Source organism: Absiella sp. AM29-15 (assembly GCF_003434225.1).
GTDB classification, from domain to species: Bacteria; Bacillota_I; Bacilli_A; order Erysipelotrichales; family Erysipelotrichaceae; genus Hoskinsella; species Hoskinsella hominis.
Genome location: NZ_QVFL01000017.1, coordinates 21,160 through 44,480, shown reverse-complemented (window position 1 = coordinate 44,480; position 23,321 = coordinate 21,160). Strand labels below are relative to the sequence as shown.

Genomic DNA, 23,321 nt, shown 5'->3' with positions numbered 1-23,321 from the left:
CAACTACATTTTAAACGAATTTAATTAAATTGCAATATGCCTGGTTATGACCGTTACTTCTATGGTTGTAAACGTTATCAAACTATCTTCCAAAAGTTATCATACATTCGAAAAAATTATCATCGCACTTGTGATTTAATTTTCCATGATATTTTTTTATTATATTTTTCACACTTGCTATCCCATAACCATGATCTTTTTTATTTTCTTTAGTTGTACGTAAATTTTCGTTTTCCTTTAATACATTAGAGGTAACAGAATTTTTTATACTCAAAAATAAAAATTCATTTTTTAGTGTTGCTTCGATTTTTATGATAGGATTGTTTCTATCGCAATTTTCAATGGCATTCTCTATCAAATTAGACAGCACGATATATAAATCTACGTCATCTATGTTTATTTCTTTAGGTATTTGAATATTGGTTTCTAATTTGATATTTTGATCTTTTGATTTCACTTCCATTTGTTTTAAAACCATATCGAAAATCAAATTTTTTGAAAATTCTTTTCCAATTTCATTAAAAAGTCTAGTACTTTGTTTAGAAATATAAGTTTCTAAATCATCATAATTTTTTTTCACAATCAATTCATTCATATAACCATAAATATGCTTCATATCATGTTTTAAAGTTTTTAAATCTTCATATAATATCTTATTTTCCTGATAGGTTTCTTTATCATGTTTCATTAATTCCATTTTTAATTTATTCTCTAATTTTTTCAAACTTTCTTTTTGTACTGTTCTAAATAATAAAATAATCGTGATTATAATTATTGCAAGTAAAACAGATAATAAAAGCAAACTAGTATTATCTAGTACTCCAGTTAACAACATTGAAAAAAAGATATTCGACATCGAACTAGCTGCTAAGGAAATAATGATAATTGGCCACCATGAATTATCTATGTTATTAAAATAATCTAACTTCATATTTTTCTTAAATAAATAAAATATTAGTGATAAAGAAAAAAATACAGCTTTTGATGATAATACAATTAGATAATAATCTTGGCCATTTATCAAAAAGTCTATTGGTTGATTCCTTAAAATTGAAAAAATAGATAACATAATTATATTACAAATATCTAAAAAAAACATTGGAAAAGAAGATATCGTTAACTTATAGACCATTGAATCTTCACTATAATATAAAGCAAATAAATAAATTGTTAGATCTGTCAAAAATCCTAATTGGCTTCCATAATTATTTATATAATTACATATAGTAGTTAGCCCTGTTAATAAAAACGCTAATATCAAAACACTAAATATAGAACGATTAGCCTTCTTTGTCATCAAAATATAACAGAGAAATGCTAATAGAGAGTTTTCTAAAATATTTATTATAATATCAAATGTACTCATACTATCTTTCCCTATTCAAAAAATTTATATAAGCATCATATGTGGCTTTTTCTTTTCTTTTACTAATGTCAAATATTGCACCATCATTCATTATGATTTCACTCATTTCGTTAAATCGCTTTACATAATAGAAATTGACAATACTTGATTTATTAATTTGACAAAATCCAAATATATCCTGTTCCAAGACTTTTTTTAATGACATATTTCTTATTTTTACAATCGCTCTAGTTTTTAAATATACATTCAAATAATTACCAATTCGTTCGATATACAAAATCTGATTTGCTGAAATCTGTGCACTTCCTTTTTCGTCTTCATAAATAAATTTTTGTTTTTTTCTTAAATATTCTTTCAATAAATTTTCTATACACTGTGTCAATTCAAAATCTAGAAACTCTTTTCTTACGAAACAAAATGGGTTTACATTAAAACTTTCATGTTCATATTCTTGATGCCATGAAACAAAAACAATTGGTTCATCATACCCATGTTCACGAAGTTTTTTTGCAATCATTAATCCATTTTCATCTGGAATGTCGATGTCTAAAATAACTGCATCAGCCGCTTCCTCTGATTTATAAAACTCTGCAGCTGATGAAAAATATAGTGGTGTAATCTCATGAAACTTCTCTACAATATTCTTTATAAGCTCCATATCCTCTTTTGTATCCTCGATAAACATAATTTTCATAATGTATAAAGCTCCCCTTTCAACATTACTATCTTATATTTATTCTACTATTTTAAAATAAGGAAAGCAACTTTTATCTTTTGTAAGGTATATTATTTTTTTATTGATTATCCTAATTTCTTAACACACTTTCTGGTGATAGATGTTTTAGATAAGCGCTGCTGTAGAACTTCGTTAAGATCACGCTCATAATGAATGTTATACATAAAAATCCTATATATAAAACAAAGCCTGGAAATGGTAAACTTATACCGATGAGGTTACTGATGCATACAATTAATAAAACACCAATGGATGCTATTATACAAGCAATCAGATATTTGAATAAGCTTTCAAGAGATAATAACTTATCTAATCCTTTATGGTTCATTCCATTGATTATCAATAATGCCATTTCATTATTTCTTTTATATAGATAATTTGTCTGGAATGCGCCAAACATTACCACGAATATAAATAAGATACTTGCTATGGAGAACAGCTTTACGATTGTGATATTTCGCATGATTTCCGATATTGTTTCTGTATCGCAAAAATCTGTATTATAGTATACTTCTTTATTTTTTAAATCTTTTTTGATAGATACTAAATCTTTATAATCCTTTGTTAACAAGGTCATTCCAGCATATGTTTTAGAAGCAGCATGTTCTTGATAGAGTTTTTCTATCATGGATTGTTCCATATAAATATAGTTTCTTCCCTGAATATATGGTGCTTTCACATTATCTTTTAGTACTCCTTTGATTGGAATATCTACAGTTATAGTATGAGGTATTGGTTCATTATCTTTATATTCATATAACATGATTTCTCCTGTTAATGTTTTCTCATTCCCTGCTTCTTTTAAGGCATCATATGCTTCTTGGCTAACGTAAACACCCGTATCATTATATGTGGTTTTTACTTTATCATCAAAATGGTTCTGTGGAAAGTAAGGTAATATATCAATCCATTCATTTCCACATATCATCCCTGCTTTGATATAAGGGAATGCTTCATAATCTTCATCAAGTGATGATACATCTGATATCGTTTTATCACTTAATTGCTTCATCACACGATCTGTGTATAAAGAAGCTCTGTTTTCCACAACCAATAACTGGTTTTCATAAAGCTGTTCAAAGTTATGTTTACTATTATTCTCATAATAATTAAACATGACAAATGTTTGTAAGAACATAAAAAATGTCAGACACATCACAATAAGAATAGAAACATTCAACAATTTATACTTCTGAAAGAAGTAGTAGATATAATCTTTATAAAAAGCAAACGTCAATTTCTTTTCTTCTGTTTTGATTACCTGTGTATCAACATTAGCTACATCCTTTTTACATATGATTTCTTGATTTTTAATCTCGTATATTTTATCTACATAGGTAGATGCATATTGGCTATGGCTCGCAAGAATGATACATTTATGTTCATGATGTGCTAATTCTTTAAGTATTTCAAAAATATGAATCTCATTTTCTTTATCTAATGCACTGGTGATTTCATCAAGAATCAAAACATCTGGTCGTTTACATAAAGCACATGCGATTGCAACACGTTGTCGTTCTCCTCCTGATAAAGTTTGAATGGATTGATGTAAATCAATGGATAGATGTACTTTTGATAAGAATGCTTTATAATCTTCTTCTTGATAATCATATCCAGCAATAGATGCATAAAGTTTCATATTTCCCATGACATCATAATGTTCAAATAAAGCACTATCTTGTAATACATATCCAAAATTCAGTTTCCGTAAAGTTTCTTTTTCACTGTTTGTTGTGATTTGTTTACCATTGATATAATAGGCGAAGTTTTCATCTTTTGAAATTAGACCGATTCGATATAACAATGATGTTTTACCAGTACCGCTTGGTCCTTGAATAAGGGTTACACTTTTATCAGGAGAGCTTAGATCACAAGACTTTATCAATGGTTTTTGATAAGTGATGGATATATTTTTCAATTCAATCATGATGCGCTCCCCTTTCTATCAATATTGGTATAATGAATTCCACAATACTTGCGATGAATATAATTATGAAAATCATCTGTATATGAAAACTGGTTGGCAAATAATTCATAAAGCGGTTGACAAAGAAAATTGCAGCTGTGAAAGTGCTACAGGTAACTGCCAGTTTTATTGTACTTTTTTGATAATATCTTCGTTTTATTCGTATAACTTCTTTATCTGTGTATCCCAGATTTTTTAAATAGGAGTTCACATGGATCATTTGATTACGTTCATTTAATTTCATTAAAGTTATCATCAAAATAATCATTAAGCCTGCGATCAAAGAAGTCCATTGTAACATCTTCTGTAAACTTTTTGTACCTTCAGAAATTGCATAATAATTTGCATAGGAATTACTGGCACTTAACCCCATTTCATTTAATTGCTTTAAAACTTCTGACATATGTATAGGACTATCCACTTCCACAGTATATGCTGTTGGTTTCCATGGCTGATAGTTGATTTTATAAATTTCTGAATACTCTTTTTCAGCATTTTCTGGCAAGGTATCATAAAATAAATCAATTTTATCTTTACTTGGATCATCCGTATTAAGAAAAGCTTCATATACAATTTTTGAATTGATTTCTTTATACTCGTTGATCAGGTTTTCCATAGTACTGCGTTTTATGTAAATCATATTTCCATACATCGTACTTGTTTCCATATCATTTCCCTTTAATATTCCCGCAATTGGTAGTTCTACTTCTACTGGAATACAGGACACTTGTGTGAGTGGAATTTCACGTTGATCTATTTCTATACTTGATGTATCTTTCTGATAATATACTGGAACGTACACTTGTATTTGTATTTTTACATCTTTAAATTCTTCTTTACTCATTTTAAAAGTGGATACCATATCATTAGATAAATATACACCATCCTGATGAAAATCCAGATCTATATCATTAGCATAATCTTTTCCATCAAGATATGTTGAAATATGCATTTCATAGATTTCCTGTTTAGAACGTAGAAAATCTTTTTTATTTTGATCCTTATCGATAATGCTGGCTTTCAATTCCCCACGTTCTTCTTCTAAGCTCTTATAATGGTAAGGTAAATATAAAGAAAAGATATTTCCTAACACACAATCATATCGCCATTCTACTGAATCTACATGTGGAATTTGTTTTATATCATTGATTTGTGAATCACTAAGTGGCACCTGTCCTAAACCAGATCCATCATAGCTGTGTGATTGTGCACCATCATCTGGCTTATAGACAATCATTGTGGGTGATATGCCTTTCATAGAGGAACTATTGATTTCTGTAGCATAACCACTAAATTGTGTTGAAAGTGTTAAGAACACAATACAAATAATACTCACGCCTTTTATAATTTTTGCATACTTTGTATCATGATGATGGATATAGTTTAGATATTTCTGAACCAGATGAATATTTTTTTGTTTATGTTGATGTTCATGTAGCTTTTCCTCATGATGATTTGCATATTCCAATATAAGCTTTTTATGTTCAATTTTATATCTGGTGTCTGCTTTTTTTATAATGTTTTCATCGTGAGTAGATATTATGATAATCTTCCCAAAATCTTTTAATTCATTCAAAAAACGATAAATCATCTCTGCGTTTTCCAAATCTAAAGAAGCAGTAGGTTCATCTAATATAATGATATCTGTATCTTTCAACACAGCAAGTAATAATGCGACTCTTTTCTTTTCTCCTCCTGATAATTGTGCGGGATAATGTTGTTTTAATTGTTCTATTCCTAACAATGTCTGATATTTTTCAAAGTTATTCTTAGAAGAAAATAATGTTTGATACATTTCGATATGTTCTTTAATTGTTAAATCTTCTAATAAGTCAGGTTCCTGAGCAACATATGCAATATGATGAAAAATAAAATCACGTTTTTCATCATCAGAAAGACTTAATATATCTATATCCTGATAGATATATGATTTTGTAAATACTTGATGAAGTGTTAACTCCTGTAATAATGTTGTTTTACCACTGCCACTTTCTCCACATAAAATCGTAAGTTCTCCTGGATATATTTCCATATTATGAGAAGCTAAAATGAAATGATTATTAAACTTGATATCTTGAAAGCTAAATTTTAGCACATTCATCCCCCCCATTATTATGTATGATTAATTTTCATTTTATCATTTTTAATAAATAATTCAAGACGTTTTCTATAGAATATGCATTCTTAAGATAAAGTTAATGTTTAACGAAAAAAAGCTGTATGCATAATCACATACAGCTTAACCTCTTGCTTTCACAAACATTTCCACAATTTTTTCTGCATCTTTTGGACAATTAGTCTTGCCGATTCTTTCTCCTCGATCTTCACGATAGAAATCACTTCCGGCACTTACAAACAGTTTACGATCCATAGCAATCTTTAATAATTTTGCGATATCATCTTTTGTATGACTTGGATGGAATACTTCTAATCCATCAATATCCATATGCAATACCTGTTCCATTAAACCAGGATCATTTTCCATCAATTTCCCTGGATGAGCAATGATCGCAATCCCATTCGTTAAGTGGATTACATCCAACACATCCTGGATTTCTGGATATTTCACAGGTACATAACATAGTTTTCCATATGCAAAGAAATCTTTCGCCATTTCATGATAAGGATTCATTGCTTTACTTCCACTCAGATATGGCTGAAGCAGTGGTGAGTCTTTATATTCAGCACGATTTAATACATATTCTGCAATCATTTCTCCAGGTATTCTTTGGAAACGATTGTTTGCCAACAGTTTTTCTACTGGCACTTTCAGTCCGATAATATTTTCAAACTTGCGAACTCGTTCAATACTTGCCTGCTTTTCATTGATTAATGCATCATTTTCAATCTGGTGATATAATTCATGTGGATAATCCACAAAATAACCTAATACACGAATGCGTTTACCATATAATTCTGCGTTGATCTCAATACCTGGAACATAATTGATATGATATAAGGCACTCATACGTTGTGCAATGGCAATTGATTTTGCGCTGTCTAAATCTGTAATGGAAATCGTCTTTAAGCCTTTTTCTTTAGCAATCTGGAAAATTTCCTCTACATTATTAGAACCATTGGCGCTAAAGTTAGAATGTATATGCAAATCGATTGTTGTTTCTGGTTCTTTCATGATTTTAACAGGTTGTTGAGGTTTTGGTTTGATTGTTTGTTTTACAGGCTCGCTTTGTGGAACAATCGCTGATGGATCATACGTCACAACCTTTGTACCCATGATAAAGTCAATAATACTGCGATGTTTTGGTTCAAAGAATACCACAAGACCATTGATGAACCAATATGCGACAACACCTAACATATTGGTGAAGTATAATAATATAAGGAAAGGAATATCAAATCCAATCAATTCACGCATCAACAATCTACGCTGCATGGCGACTTTGCCTGTTTTTGTGATAACACGTAAGCCAAAGATTTTCTTTCCATAGCTTTGCCCTTTGGTTTGTGTATAAATAAAGTTATTAAACAGTAAAATAGATATGAGCAGCAATACGCCTATGATAATGGAAATTATTTTAATTCCTGCAATACTAACGATACTGCCAAATATTGCAAGAAACAAAATATTCCATATAGAAATCGGCAGCAGCATGACACAGACATCTGTAAGAAATGCAAACAGACGATTAGACATATCTGATTTTTCAAATGCACGATATCCTTTCACTAAAATTTTATCTTCACTTATTGTTTTTGATGATTTCTTTCTTTGCTTATTTTTCATCGTTTCACCCATCCACTTTCTTTTCATATTTCAATAAACCGATATGTACCAGCAGCATATCCATAAAGGATGCCAACAAAAATGATACACCTAATATATATAATGTTTTAATATCAATTGTTTTGCCTTTCAGAAATAAAAGGCTTGTGGAAACTGCAATACCTACTGCCACGAATGGTTCCAGCATGCGCAGCTTTGTGCTTTGCATCGTCATTTGATATTCGCATCCGCAGTTGGGACATTTCAAGTGTGCATTCCCGAAGAAGAGTTTCAATCGAATTGCTGTTTTGCAATGTGGACATGTATATATTTTCATCATTTTCACAACCTTACCACCATATTATACAACATTTTGTGTATTTGTATATGCCTTAAGATTTCCATATGGAAAACGTTAAGGAAAAAGTAAGAATCTTACGCGTAATTCCTGTTAAAATTATACATACAACCCATGTCAGAAAGGAGGACCTTTATGAGCAAAACTTGTTCATCCATCGCCATAAGAATTTGCGCATTGATTGCCGTTTTATCTTGTGCTTTTAGTTTATATGCTGGAATCGATCCTAATTATTCATTAAATATCAAAGGTCGGCTGTTATGTGCTGTCGCCTTTGTCATCCCTCTAGGAATTGCCAGTATTTTGATTGCTCATCGAAGCCATGATGAAAATCAGCGACAAAAAATATATCATATCTTCTGGGTCATCCTATTTCTATATTACATTTTACAGCTTGGATATATGTTATTTTTCGCTAGTGAATTTGCAAGACAGAATCATAATATCTTTGATGGCAATTATATTTATAATCTGATGCTGCAATGGGAATACAGTACTAATCTGATTCCATTTAAAACCATTAATTTGATGTTAAATGCATATCAGATTGAATTAAGTTATGTTGCCAATGTAAATCTATTAGGAAACCTGGCAGCCTTTATGCCATTTGCATTCTTTTTGCCAAAATTGTTTCCATCCATGCAGAAACCTAAAAAGTTTTTGATCAGTATGGCACTCATCATTATTTCTGTTGAAGTGCTTCAGTTATTTACTTTATCAGGAACACTGGATATCGATGATTTTATATTAAATATGACAGGTGCTTCTTGTTTCTATTTTGTGTTAAAGATCCCTGTTTGTAAAAGAATGATGAAACCTTATAAGATTCAACATATTATCGGATAAAAAAATCCCACAGAGCGATTATACTCTATGGGATTTTTTCTCATATTTACGCATTTCATTTGTTAAATAATATCCAATGTAAATAGGTTCTGTTTCATACAAGCTTTGAATCTTTGCTTCATCATCTTTCCAATCATCAAAGCTGTCATGCTCTTCTTTAGATATTGGATAGAAATACGTATCCATACCTGCTGCCTTCTGTTCTGTGATCACATAAGTATGATCCAATACGCCTACACCCATGCGTTTATGATGTTTTGTTTCTTTATAATCACTCCACTGCATCTTGTATGCCTCCTGTCTTTTTATTACTTTTATTATAGAACGTTATTATGAAAAAGCAATAGAAAAAACCGCTATTTATTCAATAACGGTTAATTGGTGGATTCACACCAGTTCACATTGCATTTTAAGATTTGATTTGGTGCTTCCTCATGTTTGCCTTCTAAAGAATCAATCAATATCTTTGCGGCCTGATGTCCCTCATCATATGCTGGCTGGACAATAGTGGTAACGGTTGGTGATGAAAAATTACTCCATTCTGTATTATCAAAACCTATTAATCCTATGGTATGAGGCATAAGATTACGGTAATTTTTCAAAGCGACATATACCCTTGGCAATAAGAAGCAGTTTACCACAAAAATCAAGGTACGGGTACCAAATTTCAATTCTTTATTTAACATTTCTGTCAACGCTTCACTTTCTACATCTCCATCAACGACATGGGTGATGCATTGTTTCCCTTTTAACTGTAATGCATCAATAAATCCTGTCGCTCTCTCTTTTCTAGTACTTAGTACACTTGGATCTGCAGTAATCATGATATATTCATCATATCCTTTTTCCATTAGCATTTCACTTGCTTCCAGAACGGCTTCATAATTATTGGTTTTTACCCATTTTTCACGATCCATGGAAACCTGTGAATCAATAAAAACAACTTCTTTTCCTTCGTTTTTTATTTTATCCACAAGCTGATCAAATTTACTGGATGGCTGAACAATAAAGCCATCTACTCCCATTGCCAGCATACGGTTGACATAATCTTCCTCGTTCTCCAAAATATAGTTGCTATTTCCTACAATTAATTGATATCGCTTTTCTCTGGCAATATCATCAATACCCTTAACAATCTGATTCGCAAAACTATTGGTTATATCCCCAATGATAACTCCAATCAGTTTTGTTTCCTTTGCGTTTAACAAACGCGCTGCCACACTTGGCCGGTAATTGGTTTCTTCGATTACCTTTGCGATTCTCTGTCTTGTTTCTTCTGACATTTTATCAGTTCTTCCGTTCAGATAAAATGATACTGTCGTCTTTGATGTTTGCGCTCTACATGCAATTTCCTTAATTGTTATTTTTTCACTCATACCGTATCTAACCTCTTTATCTACTTAATTGTAACATAGCACTCTTATTTTTAGCAAACCTGTTTACTTATTTTGAAAAAAAGATAGATCAAATTGGTAATAATCCTGAATGACTTCATCTACACCAGGCATATTTTTATATTCTTCTATTTTATCTGCGGTTGTGATTGCGACAATCTTTTCCACATGACATGCATGTGCAAATGCAATACCGGATAAAGAATCTTCCACAATCATACAATTTGATAATGGAACATTGATACGTTTCGCTCCATCTTCAAACATACTGATTTTATTGCTGTGTGTACCATCGTCATAAATGATGTTATTCACATCAAACCACTTATCAAGATGAAAAGAAGACACAAAGAAATCTACATTTTCCTTAATGGATGCAGTACAGATTGTCATCGGCACCTGCATCATTTTTAATTGATCCAATACTTCTGTTAGTCCTGGTGCTAAATGAAAACTTTCTGGCTGTTGAAGGCATATTTCTCGATATAACGCTTCTTTATCCTTAGAAAGCTTTTCACTTTCTTCATCACTCATTTCTCCCATTAATACTTTTATAATCTGTGCATTGGTTTGTCCATGCATATGATCCATTTCATCATCACTGATTGGTTTTCCACGATACTTTTCTGAAAACACATCCCATGCAATTTTATGTTTCGGGCTGTCAAAAAACATTGTCCCGTTAAAATCAAATAATAATCCTTTTTCCATAATACATCCCACTTTCTTTTTCTCCTTAATTATAACAGGTTTTACTTATGCTAAACAGTGGTTTATGCACGTAGTCGTATAAGTTTTTTATGATTCCCATGTTGATGTATGACAACACATTTCGCATGAAATGGCATATTCTCACAATAACAGATTTTCTTTCCTTTAAATATTTCTTTATGAAAGATTGCGACAGTATAAGACTCATCTTCGCTCATCGTAAAGCGATAAGCACATGCGATATCTTTTGACATTGGCGTATCCTGATTTTGATAGATATCTACTGGTGTTACTTGAATATCTGTAGCACATAGTATGGTGATATTTTGATATTGATTAGTGAAGGTATCTTTTAATGTAATGACATCATGTGGCAATAGTTCATTATAGCGCAGAGAGCATGGCTTAGTTTCTATTTCTTTTTCGCCTTTGGTATACATACACAGCTTTGTTTCTCCTTGCAGTATGATACGATTCTCTTGTATTTCTGCTTTCATATTTGGATCTATATGAAAATAACTTTCTATCTGATGTTGCCCATCTTCTTTTACCTCATCTACAATTATCCAAATCGAAGGATCAATCACAATAAGCTTTCTTGTCCATATCTGTAAAGGATCATGACTGAATAAATTTCCCTCCAAATAATGCATGTGATCAACATGACGTACATAGTTTTTCCCAGGAATGCCAAAATCTTGATAGCACCAGCTATCGGATGGAATACAAGATGGTTTGTTATCTACAATCACACTATTATGGGAAGGCATGGATTTCAATATTACCCGTAATGGATGATCTTCACGATATGTATATCTGCCCGGATCAATCAAAACCGGCACACCCTGATGATAAATAGATACATGTAAATTATCGCTATGTCCATGTCCACTTCCCAGTGAACCATTGGTAAACATCGTAAAACTTGCTTGCGTTGACCAATCACTGCGAATTGTATACATGCCACTGTCTTCTCCATCAAAAATCCGTTTTACTGGTTCAATGACTGACAGCTTCTGATATTGGATGGCCTCTGTTACCCCAAAGGTATATAAGCTTTCTAAATCATATTGAGGATACCCGCCATATTTCCATACACCATTTTGATATAAAGTGGCTGCTCTTGTCATGACATCTTTTATGCATGCACGATCACTATCACCAAATGTTTCAATATGGAAATCAAAAGTTGCCTGATAAAATAATGCATCTGCCAGCTTTTCTACTTGATGTTTCAAAACAGGCAATTTTTCATTATGATAGAAACGATCATAAAACAATGCCTTCATTCCATAGTTCAATACTTCAACATGATACATGGTAGATTGTTCCCATTGCATACCATCATCATAAACCTGAATACCAAACTGTGTTTCAATTTCCCTACGTGCCCACTTGTATATCTCATTCTCACAATAGTTCGAAAGATAAAGTGGTATTGTAGAAATAATGGCACATGTCTGAATACTTCCCCAGTTGCTAAGGGTATACTTTGTCAGGTAGTGATCTTTTAAATATTGAATTTGCTGGTCGATATGAGAGAGGATTTTTTCCAGCTCTATATCGCTTAATATGCCCGCCCTATATATATAAGGAAGAGTTTCCATGAAATTCATGATGCGAATGCCCGTATCTAAGGTTCTTGTACTGCAAGATGGCTCCATTTTTTGATGTGCATCTATCCAGTCAAACATCAATGCTTTCCCTTTTTCAATATATTTTTTATCATCTTTAAGATATCCTGCCAACATCAAATAGTTTAAATAATCCATCCGATTTAACATGAAGCACCATTCTTCATCATCATTTCGTTGTGCATTCCAATCCATTTTTTCAAATGAATATGGTATTTTACAACGCTCCATATCCCATGGTTTATCAAATGTGAAGACTTGTTGAAGCAATTCATCAGCTTGTTTTATGATCAATTCCTCGTCTTGTTTTGTGATATAATCTTTGATATGTGAAATTTGTTTATACGCAATCAAAGCTTCTAATTGTTTTTTACAATACTTGATATCCATTTTCGTGAATCCTTTCTTATGCGTGAAAACTACTTACAAGAAGTAGTCTTCATCTCTGTATTTTTATGTAAAAATCATCTAAATTTCTACTTCTAATATACTAAATATTACTTGTATCATTTCCTATTGTATCATTCCCTAGTGAAAATATGTTTCTATCATATTGAACTTCTCCTTTCTGACAAAAAAAGGGGAACACGATATTCCCCTTATATTCTTTATTTCAAGATACCAAGTAAGCTAAATGCAATACCTATCACAACAGTAATCAATACCAGTACATACGTTGTTACACCTTTTTTCTTGATAAGATAATACATCAACAAGGTATATAAAACTGGTAGTAATGCAGGAGCTACTTTATCAAGCATTGCCTGAATATCTACAACAGACTGCGTTTTTCCTTCTACTGCTGCCTGATTGGAAGCAAATGTGATTGCTACATTCATTTTAACAAATGTTGCGGCTAAGCCCGCAATTACGGTAACACCAATCATGCTGGCAGCATCTGATATTACACCCATTTTTTCTGAAAGCTTATCAATCATGGTAGTACCAAGTTTTCTACCATAACCACCCATGACCAGTTTAATTGCCAGTAAGACAATATTTTCTGCTAACAGGAATAAAATTGGTGCAGCTGTAATATGATCCATTGCCATTGAGGCAAAGATTGTAGAGAATAATGGGGCGATACAGAACTGTGATAAGGAATCACCAATACCAGCAAGTGGACCCATCAAGGCCATTTTGATACCACGAATTTCCTCATATTCCATACCACTCTCTGCCATTGCTAAGTGAATAGATGTAATAAATGGCAAGAAGTTAGGGTTTGTGTTATAAAATTCACAGTTATTATTCAATTCTTCTGCGAACTTGTCTGCATCATTTCCATATAACTTTTTTAATGCAGGATACATGACAAGAGCATACCCTAAACCTTGATAGTTACTATAGTTAAAACCATTCTGTAAGAAGAATGCACGTAAGGTTGTGACGGTATAATCTCTTTTTGTTAATTTATTAGATCCAGTCATCGTGTTCTACCTCCTGTGTTGGGGCACCAGCAGGATTTGCTGCTGCTTTTTCTGTTTCATTATAGTGTTTTAATGCGAATACTGCACCAACAAGTGCGATACCAATAACTGGCAGTTTTAAGAATCCGGCTAAAATATATCCTAATAAAGCAAATGGGATAAATTCTTTTTTCAACATAACACTCATAATCATCGCAAAACCAATTGCTGGAAGCATACCACCGGCAACTGTTAAACCATCTAATAGCCACTTTGGTACAAGTGCAACTAGGTTGCTTAAGGTATCCATACTGAATGCACCTAAGAAGCCTAAGATAAATCCTACGATAGCAAACAGCCATACGGTCATATTTGCGCCTCTCTTAAATGCTTTGAAGTTATGTTTCTTTAATGAATTCGCAGCACCTTCCGGAGCTCCTGCACGTACGGTATAGATCGCTGTCTGTAAGAACTGAATTGCGACAGCAAATGGAAGTGATAAAGATAATGCACTTTCAGGAGTAACATCTCCTGGCATTGTAATCGCCATCAAAGTACCAATGATGCCCGGACCGATTGGATTTGGTGGAACTGTACCACCGGCACCAACGCCAAATCCCATAAATGCTAATTCCGCAATTGCTCCACACTCTAATGCGATTGGAATATTGCCTAAAATCACACCCACACCAAAGCTTAAAACGATAGCTCTGTTTGTATAAATTCCCCACAGCATACCTGCATAACAGAATGCTGTCCAAAGGCCAATCAATATGGCCTGAATAATTGTAATATCCATTTGGTTACCTCACCTTTCTTATAAATAATTTTTAATATCTACCTGTATACTTCCATCATTGCCACTTGGCGTGGTTTTGGTGTTAAATGTTACATTGTATTTTTCAATCATTGTACGTAAAGCATCTTTATCCTCTTTTCCAAGGAAAATAGAACGTGTTACTTTTTCTTTACCTTCGCTGTTATGGATATTACCGATATTGATTTCATGAATCGGTACGCCTCCTTCTACCAGACGAAGTGCATCTTTACAATCTTTCACAATAATAAAGATGGATTGTGCAGGATTTGCTTTATGTATAATGTCAATGACTTTCTGTACAGGATAAAAACGCATTGCGATTTCCTTTGGCACAACAGTTTTCATTAATGTTTGTGACATCGCATCATTTGCAGTTTCATCATTTGCGACAATTACCGTATTGGCACCAATGGATTTTACCCAAAGCTGTCCTTGTCCATGTACTAAACGTTCATCAATTCTTGTCATTAAAATATTTGGTGTACTCATAATCATTCCTCCTTACCAATATGGGTTCCATTCTTTTAACTGTCTTATTAAGGCTTCCATATAGAAGTAATCTCCCCAGATATTACCTTCATCCACACCTTTTCCACTGTGCCATGAATAAACACCATGATAAAGAATCGGATCACCCTGTTTATGTTGTTTACATGTATAATGTTTCATCAAAGAACGCAAGATATTAGCACTTGCTCCCTGGTATACTTTTTTATATGGATCTTCATCGGATAAGTTATGATCCATTTCCAACATACCACATACTGCAATGGCAGCAGCACTGGAATCTCTAGATTGATCAGGATCATCTGTAAATATCAGATCCCAATAACATACGTTATCTTCTGGTAAACGATTTAAGAAATAATTCGTCATTCCTTTGTATATATCGCAATATTCCAACTGTTTTGTATAACGGATATTTAAAGGAATACCATAGATACCCCATGCCTGTCCTCTGGCCCAGGAGCTGTCATCACTATATCCCTGACGAGTTGCGCCATGATCAGGACCACCTGTTTCAGGATTCATATAGAAGGTATGATAAGCACTGGCATCATCACGAATCACATATTGACAGCTTGTTTCAAAGTGTCGTTGTGCAATTTTTGCGTATTTCTCATCACCAGTTGTTTCACTTGCCCAATACAATAATGGAATGTTTAACATACAGTCGATGATAAAACGATAATGTTCTTTACTGTCTAATGGACCCCATGCCTGTAAGAATCCACCTTTTTCCTGCCAGCGTTCCATCAGCTTGTCAGCTGCCAGTATACCAGCACGCTTTGCATGTTCATTGCCAGTTAATTTATAACCAGCCACACAGGATAAAGAATAAAGGAATCCTAAATCATGATGATCTAATTCAATTCGATTTTCTACACGATGTAGAAAGCTTTCCACATTACGGTCTGCAAGTGTACGATATTTTTCCTCATGTGTATATTCATATGCCAGCCAAAGCATTCCTGTCCAGAATCCATCTGTCCATTCAATATTTTCTATGATTGGATACGTCTGTTGTTTTGTCGCAGAATAAGGAAATTTATCTTTGAAGTATTCCATGTTCAGATCAACCTGCAGGATACATTCCTTCATCGCTTTGTTTAATTCATCTTTCGTCATTGCTGGTGTATTGAGAAATTCTTCGCGTTTTTTAATTTCTTCGATATTCACCTTTCTTACCATACGTTTGTTACCTCCTGATTCAAGTGAATCTGTTGTTTAAAGTAAACTGGTTTACTAGACGTTTACATTATAAGTGGAAAGTGCTTCCATGTCAATCTTTTTCTATAAAATTTTTTTATTTATTTTCTACCTTTTCCTATGCTTTCTTATATAATTATCACGTTATTGCCATGTTTTAGTTTATTGACGAAAACTATTGACAAAATCGGTTTACCAAATTATACTGTTAGTGAACTGGTTTACTATAGATAAAAGTAAACTGCGTACTAGACATACGTAAAAGAAAGCAGGGATTTCATGAATAAACATATGGAACGAATTTCACAGATTGGTATTGTGCCTGTCGTGAAAATCATGGCAAAAGAAGATGCGCTGCCTTTAGCTCAGGCATTATATAACGGAGGACTGGATGTTGCGGAAATCACTTTCCGCAGTGAACATGCCAAATACGCAATCCAAACCATTCATCAGGCATTACCCGATATGTTGGTCGGTGCAGGCACTGTATTAAGTGTTGAACAAGCACAGGAAGCGGTGGATGCTGGTGCAGCCTTTATCGTTTCTCCAGGCTTTAATGAAAAAGTTGTTGCCTGGTGTATTGATCACGATATCGATGTCTATCCAGGTGTATCCAGTGCAAGTGAAGTAGAATTAGCCATGTCTTATGGCCTAAAAGATTTAAAATTCTTTCCTGCCCAGAGTAGTGGCGGTGCTAAGAAGATTAAAGATTTCAGCGGTCCTTATCAGGAATTAAGCTTTATGCCGACTGGCGGTATTAATATGAATAACATGCATGAGTATTTATCTTTACCTAATGTATCTGCGATTGGTGGAAGCTTCATGCTGCCAAATGATCTAGTAAACGCAAAAGACTGGGATGGTATTGAAGCATTATGTAAAGAAGCAGTAAAACATATGCTGGATTATCAACTGATTCATATTGGTATCAACAGTGAAAACGAAGAAGCATCTCTTGCGACTGCAAAACAGTTATGTGATCTGTTTCATTTCACATATTATAAAAAGCCGAAATCTAACTTTGCCGGCGTTGGTTTTGAAGTATTGCACAACAAAGGCAGAGGAGAAAACGGCCACATTGGTATTTATACCCCATATCCACAACGTGCCATGTATCAATTAGCAAAACAGGGTATCCACTTTGTTGAAGACAGCATCACAAGAAACAAGAAAACGCATTTGATTAACTTTGTTTATCTGGATATGGAGATTGCCGGATTTGGCATTCACCTAATCAATCCTGATGTAAAAATGGAGGTATAACATGAAAGTTATCACTTTTGGAGAAATCATGCTGCGATTAGCACCACATGGCTATTATCGTTTTTCACAAGCAAATGACTTTGAGGCAACCTTTGGTGGTGGAGAAGCCAATGTCGCAGTATCACTTGCTAATTATGGCTTGGATGCAGCTTTTATCACAAAACTGCCAACGCATGATATTGGACAGTGTGCTGTGAATGATTTAAGAAAATATGGTGTCGATACTTCTATGATTACTCGTGGTGGGGATCGTGTTGGTATCTATTATTTGGAGAAAGGTGCTAGTCAACGTGCATCACAGGTCATTTATGATCGTGCACATTCTGCCATTGCAGAAGCAATACCAGAAGATTTCAACTGGTCTGAAATATTTGAAGGTGCAGACTGGTTTCATTTTACTGGGATCACACCAGCATTAAGCGATACACTTTCCGCTATCACATTAGAGGCATGTAAAGCCGCAAAAGAAGAAGGCGTCATGATTTCCTGTGATTTAAATTTCCGTAAGAAATTATGGACAAGTGAAAAAGCAGGACAAGTCATGGGTGAGCTAATGCAATATGTGGATGTATGTATCGCCAATGAAGAAGATGCAGAAAAAGTATTTGGCATCAAGGCAAGCAATACGGATATCACAAGTGGTCAGTTGAATCACGAAGGATATATCGATGTTGCGAAACAGTTAATTCATCGTTTTGGATGTAAAGCTGTAGCCATCACCTTACGTGAAAGTATTTCTGCATCAGACAACAACTGGGCAGCGATGCTATATACAAATGATGAAGCCTATTTCTCAAAGAAATACCCTGTACACATCGTTGATCGTGTCGGTGGAGGAGATTCCTTTGGTGCAGGTTTGATCTATGCGATGCTTATGAAGAAAAAGCCGCAGGATACGATTGAATTTGCGGTAGCGGCAAGCTGTTTAAAACACAGTATTGAAGGTGATTATAACCGAGTCAGTGTAAAAGAAGTAGAAAATCTAGCCAATGGCGATGGCTCAGGCAGAGTACAGCGATAGGAGGAAAATCATGGAAGAATTCACAATGGATGCCTTTTCCTTAAAAGGCAAAGTAGCACTTATTACCGGTGCTGCTTATGGTATAGGTTTTGCGATTGCCACTGCTTATCACAAAGCAGGAGCAACCATCGTTTTCAACACCAGTCGACAGGCTTCTGTAGATAAAGCCATGCTTGCATATCAAGAAGCAGGAATTCCTGCTAAAGGTTATGTATGCGATGTTACAGATGAAAAAGCTGTACAAGCAATGGTAAAACAAATCGAAGAAGAAGTTGGTACAATTGATATTCTGGTAAACAATGCCGGAATTATCAAACGTATCCCTATGCTGGATATGAGTGCTGAAGATTTTAGAAGTGTTATTGATGTAGACTTAAATGCCCCATTTATCGTATCTAAAGCCGTATTGCCTTCTATGATAAAAAAAGGTCATGGAAAAATCATCAATATCTGCAGTATGATGAGTGAACTAGGACGTGAAACAGTCAGTGCCTATGCAGCAGCCAAAGGCGGCTTAAAGATGTTGACAAAAAATATCTGTAGTGAATATGGAGAAGCCAATATCCAGTGTAATGCTATAGGTCCAGGTTACATCGCCACACCGCAGACTGCACCATTAAGAGAAAAACAACCCGATGGAAGTCGACATCCTTTTGATCAGTTTATTGTATCAAAAACACCAGCTGCACGCTGGGGAACACCGGTTGACTTGATGGGACCTGCAGTATTTTTGGCAAGTGATGCCAGTAACTTTGTCAATGGCCATATTTTATATGTAGATGGCGGTATCTTAGCCTATATCGGTAAACAACCACAATAAGGAGGAATGTGTAATATGAAAATCGCTTTAATCAATGAAAACTCACAAGCTGCGAAAAACGCACAAATCTATGAAGTATTAAAAGAAGAAGCAGAAAAAGCAGGTCATACTGTATTTAATTATGGTATGTACACTGCTGAAGATGAAGTACAATTAACATATGTGAAAAACGGTCTTTTAGCAAGTATCCTTTTAACAAGCGGTGCTGCAGACTTTGTTGTCACAGGATGTGGAACAGGACAGGGCGCAATGCTTGCCTGTAACTCTTTTCCAAATGTCATCTGCGGACGTATCGCTAATCCATTAGATGCGTATTTATTTGGACAGGTAAATGATGGCAACTGCATTGCTATGCCATTTGCGCAGAACTTCGGCTGGGGCGCAGAAATCAATCTGCATGATACATTTGCCAAACTATTCTCTGAACCATTTGGTGGAGGTTATCCAAAAGAAAGACGCGAGCCAGAGCAACGCAATAAAAAGATTTTAGACAGCGTAAAGGCAATTACTTATAAACCACTGCTTCAGGTTCTAAAAGAAATTGATCAGGATTTCTTAAAAGAAACGATTGCTGGCAAACACTTTGCAGAATACTTCTACCCAAATTGCAAAGATGAAGAAATTGCTGCATATTTAAAAAGCTTATCATAATATATAAGGAAGTATCTATACTTCCCGCTCTCTTGTAAACATGAACAAATACCCTTTTAAAAAACATGGAGAATTCTCCATGTTTTTTACTATAAATTCAGAAATAACTATCAAAATCTTTACAAAATGACCTGTACAAAAGTCTTTTTTACAAAAAGCTTTACTTTTTTAAAACATTACTATTTTTATGATATACTATATATTGACATTCCTAAAGGAATGAAGGAGGAGAAGAATATGAAATTAAAAAATATTACTGGAAACGATTGTGGAGAAAAACTTAAAAAGTTTGGTAGAATTACCTTTTACATTTTCTTAGTGCTTGTTGCACTATTTGGCATCTTTGGTGGAATGGGTATCATTGCTGATGGAGATACAGGTACCGGCATGATGGTTCTGTTCATTGCGGCTGTTTATATCGTTATGATTTTATTCTTTGCATATATCGCATTCCTAAAAACATATGCTTATGGAAATATGGTACAGGTACAGGAAAAACAATATGCATTACTACAGGACTTATACAAAAAGCTTTATGATGATGGCACATTAAATAATCAAACAGACAAACTGGAGTTCTAATATGAAATATCGCTATCAGTTTCTATTAGACTTATATAGGAACCGTTCTTATCATCCTGATAATCTGATCTGGCTTTATCGTTATGAACATATAGCACAGAATGGGCATTACTTAAAAGTTTACCTGTACTGTAGAAACAAATACATGCATTTGGAGGAAGTAAACTTTCAAATACAGCAAGGTGATCAAACAAAAACGGTTTCTGTTAAAGAATTTCATAAAATCAAGCATAACTATCAGCCTTATTTAAAAGGCTGTCTGATTCCTGTGGAAGATGACTTATCCGATATCTCTTTAGAAATCACATCGTATCAAATGGATGGAAAAACATATCCTTTTGTGAAAGAAGATATAAAAATCACATTAACAGATGAACAATGTAACCAGGAAAGAAATGCACTATTATTACAACAAATGGATATTACGATGATGCCATCCATTCAGGAAACTTATTACATATGTGCCTGTGGAAATATCCATCGTATAGGTGAAACCTGCCCAAACTGTCATCGTCCATATAGCGAAATAAAAGCAATGGTAGAACACGGACAAGAAGCCTTATGTAAAAAAGCTCTGTTGAAGAAATATTGTCGTTTATCCGAGTTAGAAAAACGTAATTACAAGACTGATCAGTGGATCTCAGATATACAAAAAGAAGCAACTGCTTTATATATTTCCTGTATATCAGATGATTATGCATCTTTTCTTAAACAAGCAGTTTCCTCTCATAGAAAAGATATTATGAAAACGATAATTGTATCTATTTCAGTGGCATTAGGATTAGCTTTTAGTATTTTATTATTCATTGGACTACAACCAACGGTAAATGATTTAGATAAAAATCTATTGCCAAATGATTCCTTATATTCCCCTTATGGAAATAATGATTATGGCTATAATGATACTGATGATGATTCTGATACAGATAATCTTTATTCTTATGGAGATGATGATTACCAATATAAAACATGTTCCATTGATCAAAAGGAAATGATGTTATATGTTTCCTTATCCGGCAAAAACGATAAGATTACTGGTATGCTTTTATCAATCGATATCGACAAAGAACAATTAGGTACTGATCCAAACCTTCTTGATGAAAGTCAATTAGATATGGTAAGCTCCCAGATATTAAGCCAATTTGGTTTAACTGGTGATGAAGATGGTTTGTATACTGATATTTATGTTGTTGGATCATCATTAATCATTGATATCGATATAGATGTTGAAAGTGTTGATGATAAGACATTAAAAGCTTTAGATTTTGAATTTATTAAAAATTATTCTTACAAACAGGCACTTATGGAATTTAAGCTGTCTGGTATGGATTGTTACTAAAATCTGTGATATACTCACAGATTTTTTTAAACAAAAAAAGACGATATGTTGAACATACCGCCTATTTGTCATTCTTATTCAGCTTTTCCAGCAGAACCGAACTGATTCATCATAGCAACAACTTTTGCCTGGATTGCATCAGCACCTGGTTTTAACAGTTTACGAGGGTCATAACCTTTACCTTGCTGATCTTTACCTTCTTCGATGTATTTACGTGTAGCAGCAGCAAATTCTAACTGAAGTTCTGTGTTAACGTTGATTTTAGATACACCTAAAGAAATAGCTTTTGCAATCTGATCTGCAGGGATTCCTGAACCACCGTGTAATACTAATGGTTTACCATTTGTAACGTTCTGGATTTCTCCTAAACGATCAAAGTTTAATCCAGCCCAGTCAGCAGGATATTTACCGTGGATATTACCGATACCAGCAGCTAAGAAGTCAACGCCTAATTCAGCGATTGTCTTACATTCCTGAGGATCAGCTAATTCACCCATAGAAGCAACACCGTCTTCTTCACCACCGATGCCACCAACTTCACATTCGATAGAAATACCTTTAGAGTGAGCTAAAGCGATCATTTCTTTAGATTTTTCTAAGTTTTCTTCAAATGCATAGTGAGAACCATCGAACATTACAGAAGTGAAACCAGCTTCGATACAAGCTTTTGCTCCTTCGTAAGAACCGTGGTCTAAGTGTAAAGCAACTGGAACTGTGATTCCTAAGTAATCGTGGATTCCTTTTACCATTGCTACTACGTTTTCAAATCCACACATGTATTTACCAGCACCTTCAGAAACACCTAACATAACAGGTGATTTTGCTTCTTCTGCTGCCAATAAAATAGATTTGATCCATTCCATGTTGTTAATGTTGAATGCTCCAATTGCATAATGACCTGCATGAGCTTTTTCAATCATGTCTTTTGCTGAAACTAATGCCATAAGTATATTCCTCCTTGATTTCAATTT

The 23,321-nt window shown here is 33.9% G+C and carries 22 protein-coding genes; 7 read left to right on the top strand and 15 right to left on the bottom strand.

Annotated elements, in window-relative coordinates; all coding sequences use genetic code 11:
* Positions 1–82: 82 nt before the first annotated feature.
* From DW761_RS15960 to DW761_RS15935, 6 genes are all read right to left on the bottom strand, one after another.
* Positions 83–1,366: a sensor histidine kinase gene (locus DW761_RS15960; protein WP_117518728.1), complete on the bottom strand. Its 1,284-nt coding sequence runs from the start codon at positions 1,364–1,366 to the stop codon at positions 83–85.
* A gap of 1 nt (position 1,367) precedes the next feature.
* Positions 1,368–2,060 (bottom strand): LytR/AlgR family response regulator transcription factor, encoded by a 693-nt coding sequence (locus DW761_RS15955; RefSeq protein ID WP_117518727.1) that lies wholly within the window; start codon positions 2,058–2,060, stop codon positions 1,368–1,370.
* 112 nt (positions 2,061–2,172) lie between these two features.
* Positions 2,173–4,029, bottom strand: a complete 1,857-nt coding sequence (locus DW761_RS15950; protein ID WP_117518726.1) for an ATP-binding cassette domain-containing protein — start codon at positions 4,027–4,029, stop codon at positions 2,173–2,175.
* Positions 4,022–6,163 carry an ATP-binding cassette domain-containing protein gene (locus tag DW761_RS15945; RefSeq protein WP_158553829.1) on the bottom strand — a complete coding sequence of 714 codons (2,142 nt, stop codon included), beginning with the start codon at positions 6,161–6,163 and terminating at the stop codon, positions 4,022–4,024. The genes DW761_RS15950 and DW761_RS15945 overlap by 8 nt, the downstream gene beginning before the upstream one ends.
* 144 nt (positions 6,164–6,307) lie before the next feature.
* Positions 6,308–7,840: an RDD family protein gene (locus DW761_RS15940; protein WP_117518724.1), complete on the bottom strand. Its 1,533-nt coding sequence runs from the start codon at positions 7,838–7,840 to the stop codon at positions 6,308–6,310.
* Positions 7,818–8,132, bottom strand: coding sequence for a hypothetical protein (locus DW761_RS15935; protein ID WP_233509466.1), 315 nt, complete (start codon positions 8,130–8,132; stop codon positions 7,818–7,820). Before DW761_RS15935 ends, DW761_RS15940 begins: the two co-directional genes overlap by 23 nt.
* Positions 8,133–8,285: 153 nt before the next feature.
* On the opposite strand from DW761_RS15935, the gene DW761_RS15930 reads away from it, so the two are divergent.
* Positions 8,286–8,996 (top strand): VanZ family protein, encoded by a 711-nt coding sequence (locus DW761_RS15930; protein WP_158552253.1) that lies wholly within the window; start codon positions 8,286–8,288, stop codon positions 8,994–8,996.
* A gap of 18 nt (positions 8,997–9,014) precedes the next feature.
* Here the strand turns inward: DW761_RS15930 and DW761_RS15925 are convergent, their stop codons facing one another.
* From DW761_RS15925 to DW761_RS15890, 8 genes are all read right to left on the bottom strand, one after another.
* Positions 9,015–9,281: a hypothetical protein gene (locus DW761_RS15925; RefSeq protein ID WP_117454028.1), complete on the bottom strand. Its 267-nt coding sequence runs from the start codon at positions 9,279–9,281 to the stop codon at positions 9,015–9,017.
* 89 nt (positions 9,282–9,370) lie between these two features.
* Positions 9,371–10,372: a LacI family DNA-binding transcriptional regulator gene (locus tag DW761_RS15920; RefSeq protein ID WP_117454030.1), complete on the bottom strand. Its 1,002-nt coding sequence runs from the start codon at positions 10,370–10,372 to the stop codon at positions 9,371–9,373.
* Between the two features lie 63 nt (positions 10,373–10,435).
* Complete coding sequence (locus DW761_RS15915) at positions 10,436–11,101, bottom strand: HAD family hydrolase (RefSeq protein WP_117518780.1); 666 nt, start codon at positions 11,099–11,101, stop codon at positions 10,436–10,438.
* A 62-nt stretch (positions 11,102–11,163) separates the two neighbouring features.
* A complete protein-coding gene (locus tag DW761_RS15910; RefSeq protein WP_117518723.1) occupies positions 11,164–13,125 on the bottom strand; it encodes an alginate lyase family protein in 1,962 nt (653 codons plus the stop codon).
* A gap of 218 nt (positions 13,126–13,343) precedes the next feature.
* Entirely contained in the window at positions 13,344–14,165 is an 822-nt protein-coding gene (locus tag DW761_RS15905; protein ID WP_117518722.1) for a PTS system mannose/fructose/sorbose family transporter subunit IID, read from the bottom strand.
* Positions 14,152–14,943: a PTS mannose/fructose/sorbose/N-acetylgalactosamine transporter subunit IIC gene (locus DW761_RS15900; protein ID WP_117454034.1), complete on the bottom strand. Its 792-nt coding sequence runs from the start codon at positions 14,941–14,943 to the stop codon at positions 14,152–14,154. The genes DW761_RS15905 and DW761_RS15900 overlap by 14 nt, the downstream gene beginning before the upstream one ends.
* A gap of 18 nt (positions 14,944–14,961) precedes the next feature.
* Positions 14,962–15,453, bottom strand: coding sequence for a PTS sugar transporter subunit IIB (locus tag DW761_RS15895; RefSeq protein WP_117454035.1), 492 nt, complete (start codon positions 15,451–15,453; stop codon positions 14,962–14,964).
* A 12-nt stretch (positions 15,454–15,465) separates the two neighbouring features.
* Positions 15,466–16,656, bottom strand: a complete 1,191-nt coding sequence (locus DW761_RS15890) for a glycoside hydrolase family 88 protein (protein WP_117518721.1) — start codon at positions 16,654–16,656, stop codon at positions 15,466–15,468.
* A gap of 297 nt (positions 16,657–16,953) precedes the next feature.
* Between DW761_RS15890 and DW761_RS15885 the strand changes: the two genes are divergently transcribed.
* The 6 genes from DW761_RS15885 to DW761_RS15860 all read left to right on the top strand — a co-directional run bounded on the left by DW761_RS15885 (position 16,954) and on the right by DW761_RS15860 (position 22,350).
* The gene (locus tag DW761_RS15885) at positions 16,954–17,937 is read left to right on the top strand and encodes a bifunctional 4-hydroxy-2-oxoglutarate aldolase/2-dehydro-3-deoxy-phosphogluconate aldolase (protein WP_117518720.1); all 984 of its coding nucleotides are present in this window, start codon (positions 16,954–16,956) and stop codon (positions 17,935–17,937) included.
* Between the two features lies 1 nt (position 17,938).
* Positions 17,939–18,958: a sugar kinase gene (locus DW761_RS15880; RefSeq protein ID WP_117518719.1), complete on the top strand. Its 1,020-nt coding sequence runs from the start codon at positions 17,939–17,941 to the stop codon at positions 18,956–18,958.
* Positions 18,959–18,968: 10 nt separating this feature from the next.
* Entirely contained in the window at positions 18,969–19,778 is an 810-nt protein-coding gene (locus DW761_RS15875) for a gluconate 5-dehydrogenase (RefSeq protein ID WP_199485646.1), read from the top strand.
* A gap of 15 nt (positions 19,779–19,793) precedes the next feature.
* Positions 19,794–20,429 carry an RpiB/LacA/LacB family sugar-phosphate isomerase gene (locus tag DW761_RS15870; RefSeq protein WP_117454039.1) on the top strand — a complete coding sequence of 212 codons (636 nt, stop codon included), beginning with the start codon at positions 19,794–19,796 and terminating at the stop codon, positions 20,427–20,429.
* A gap of 237 nt (positions 20,430–20,666) precedes the next feature.
* Complete coding sequence (locus tag DW761_RS15865; protein ID WP_117518718.1) at positions 20,667–21,011, top strand: hypothetical protein; 345 nt, start codon at positions 20,667–20,669, stop codon at positions 21,009–21,011.
* A gap of 1 nt (position 21,012) precedes the next feature.
* The gene (locus tag DW761_RS15860) at positions 21,013–22,350 is read left to right on the top strand and encodes a hypothetical protein (protein WP_117518717.1); all 1,338 of its coding nucleotides are present in this window, start codon (positions 21,013–21,015) and stop codon (positions 22,348–22,350) included.
* Positions 22,351–22,424: 74 nt separating this feature from the next.
* On the opposite strand, the gene fba is transcribed toward DW761_RS15860, so the two are convergent.
* A complete protein-coding gene (gene fba / locus DW761_RS15855) occupies positions 22,425–23,294 on the bottom strand; it encodes a class II fructose-1,6-bisphosphate aldolase (protein WP_117454042.1) in 870 nt (289 codons plus the stop codon).
* Positions 23,295–23,321 lie beyond the last annotated feature (27 nt).

Bases quoted from the DNA above. Each gene is read 5' to 3' on its own strand.
- DW761_RS15900 (WP_117454034.1), bottom strand. From the start codon at position 14,943: ATGGATATTACAATTATTCAGGCCATATTGATTGGCCTTTGGACAGCA.
- DW761_RS15905 (WP_117518722.1), bottom strand. From the start codon at position 14,165: ATGACTGGATCTAATAAATTAACAAAAAGAGATTATACCGTCACAACC.
- DW761_RS15920 (WP_117454030.1), bottom strand. From the start codon at position 10,372: ATGAGTGAAAAAATAACAATTAAGGAAATTGCATGTAGAGCGCAAACA.
- DW761_RS15890 (WP_117518721.1), bottom strand. From the start codon at position 16,656: ATGGTAAGAAAGGTGAATATCGAAGAAATTAAAAAACGCGAAGAATTT.
- DW761_RS15955 (WP_117518727.1), bottom strand. From the start codon at position 2,060: ATGAAAATTATGTTTATCGAGGATACAAAAGAGGATATGGAGCTTATA.
- DW761_RS15960 (WP_117518728.1), bottom strand. From the start codon at position 1,366: ATGAGTACATTTGATATTATAATAAATATTTTAGAAAACTCTCTATTA.
- DW761_RS15880 (WP_117518719.1), top strand. From the start codon at position 17,939: ATGAAAGTTATCACTTTTGGAGAAATCATGCTGCGATTAGCACCACAT.
- DW761_RS15935 (WP_233509466.1), bottom strand. From the start codon at position 8,132: ATGATGAAAATATATACATGTCCACATTGCAAAACAGCAATTCGATTG.
- DW761_RS15865 (WP_117518718.1), top strand. From the start codon at position 20,667: ATGAAATTAAAAAATATTACTGGAAACGATTGTGGAGAAAAACTTAAA.
- DW761_RS15870 (WP_117454039.1), top strand. From the start codon at position 19,794: ATGAAAATCGCTTTAATCAATGAAAACTCACAAGCTGCGAAAAACGCA.
- DW761_RS15940 (WP_117518724.1), bottom strand. From the start codon at position 7,840: ATGAAAAGAAAGTGGATGGGTGAAACGATGAAAAATAAGCAAAGAAAG.
- DW761_RS15860 (WP_117518717.1), top strand. From the start codon at position 21,013: ATGAAATATCGCTATCAGTTTCTATTAGACTTATATAGGAACCGTTCT.
- DW761_RS15950 (WP_117518726.1), bottom strand. From the start codon at position 4,029: ATGATTGAATTGAAAAATATATCCATCACTTATCAAAAACCATTGATA.
- DW761_RS15910 (WP_117518723.1), bottom strand. From the start codon at position 13,125: ATGGATATCAAGTATTGTAAAAAACAATTAGAAGCTTTGATTGCGTAT.
- DW761_RS15925 (WP_117454028.1), bottom strand. From the start codon at position 9,281: ATGCAGTGGAGTGATTATAAAGAAACAAAACATCATAAACGCATGGGT.
- fba (WP_117454042.1), bottom strand. From the start codon at position 23,294: ATGGCATTAGTTTCAGCAAAAGACATGATTGAAAAAGCTCATGCAGGT.
- DW761_RS15895 (WP_117454035.1), bottom strand. From the start codon at position 15,453: ATGAGTACACCAAATATTTTAATGACAAGAATTGATGAACGTTTAGTA.
- DW761_RS15875 (WP_199485646.1), top strand. From the start codon at position 18,969: ATGGAAGAATTCACAATGGATGCCTTTTCCTTAAAAGGCAAAGTAGCA.
- DW761_RS15930 (WP_158552253.1), top strand. From the start codon at position 8,286: ATGAGCAAAACTTGTTCATCCATCGCCATAAGAATTTGCGCATTGATT.
- DW761_RS15915 (WP_117518780.1), bottom strand. From the start codon at position 11,101: ATGGAAAAAGGATTATTATTTGATTTTAACGGGACAATGTTTTTTGAC.
- DW761_RS15885 (WP_117518720.1), top strand. From the start codon at position 16,954: ATGAATAAACATATGGAACGAATTTCACAGATTGGTATTGTGCCTGTC.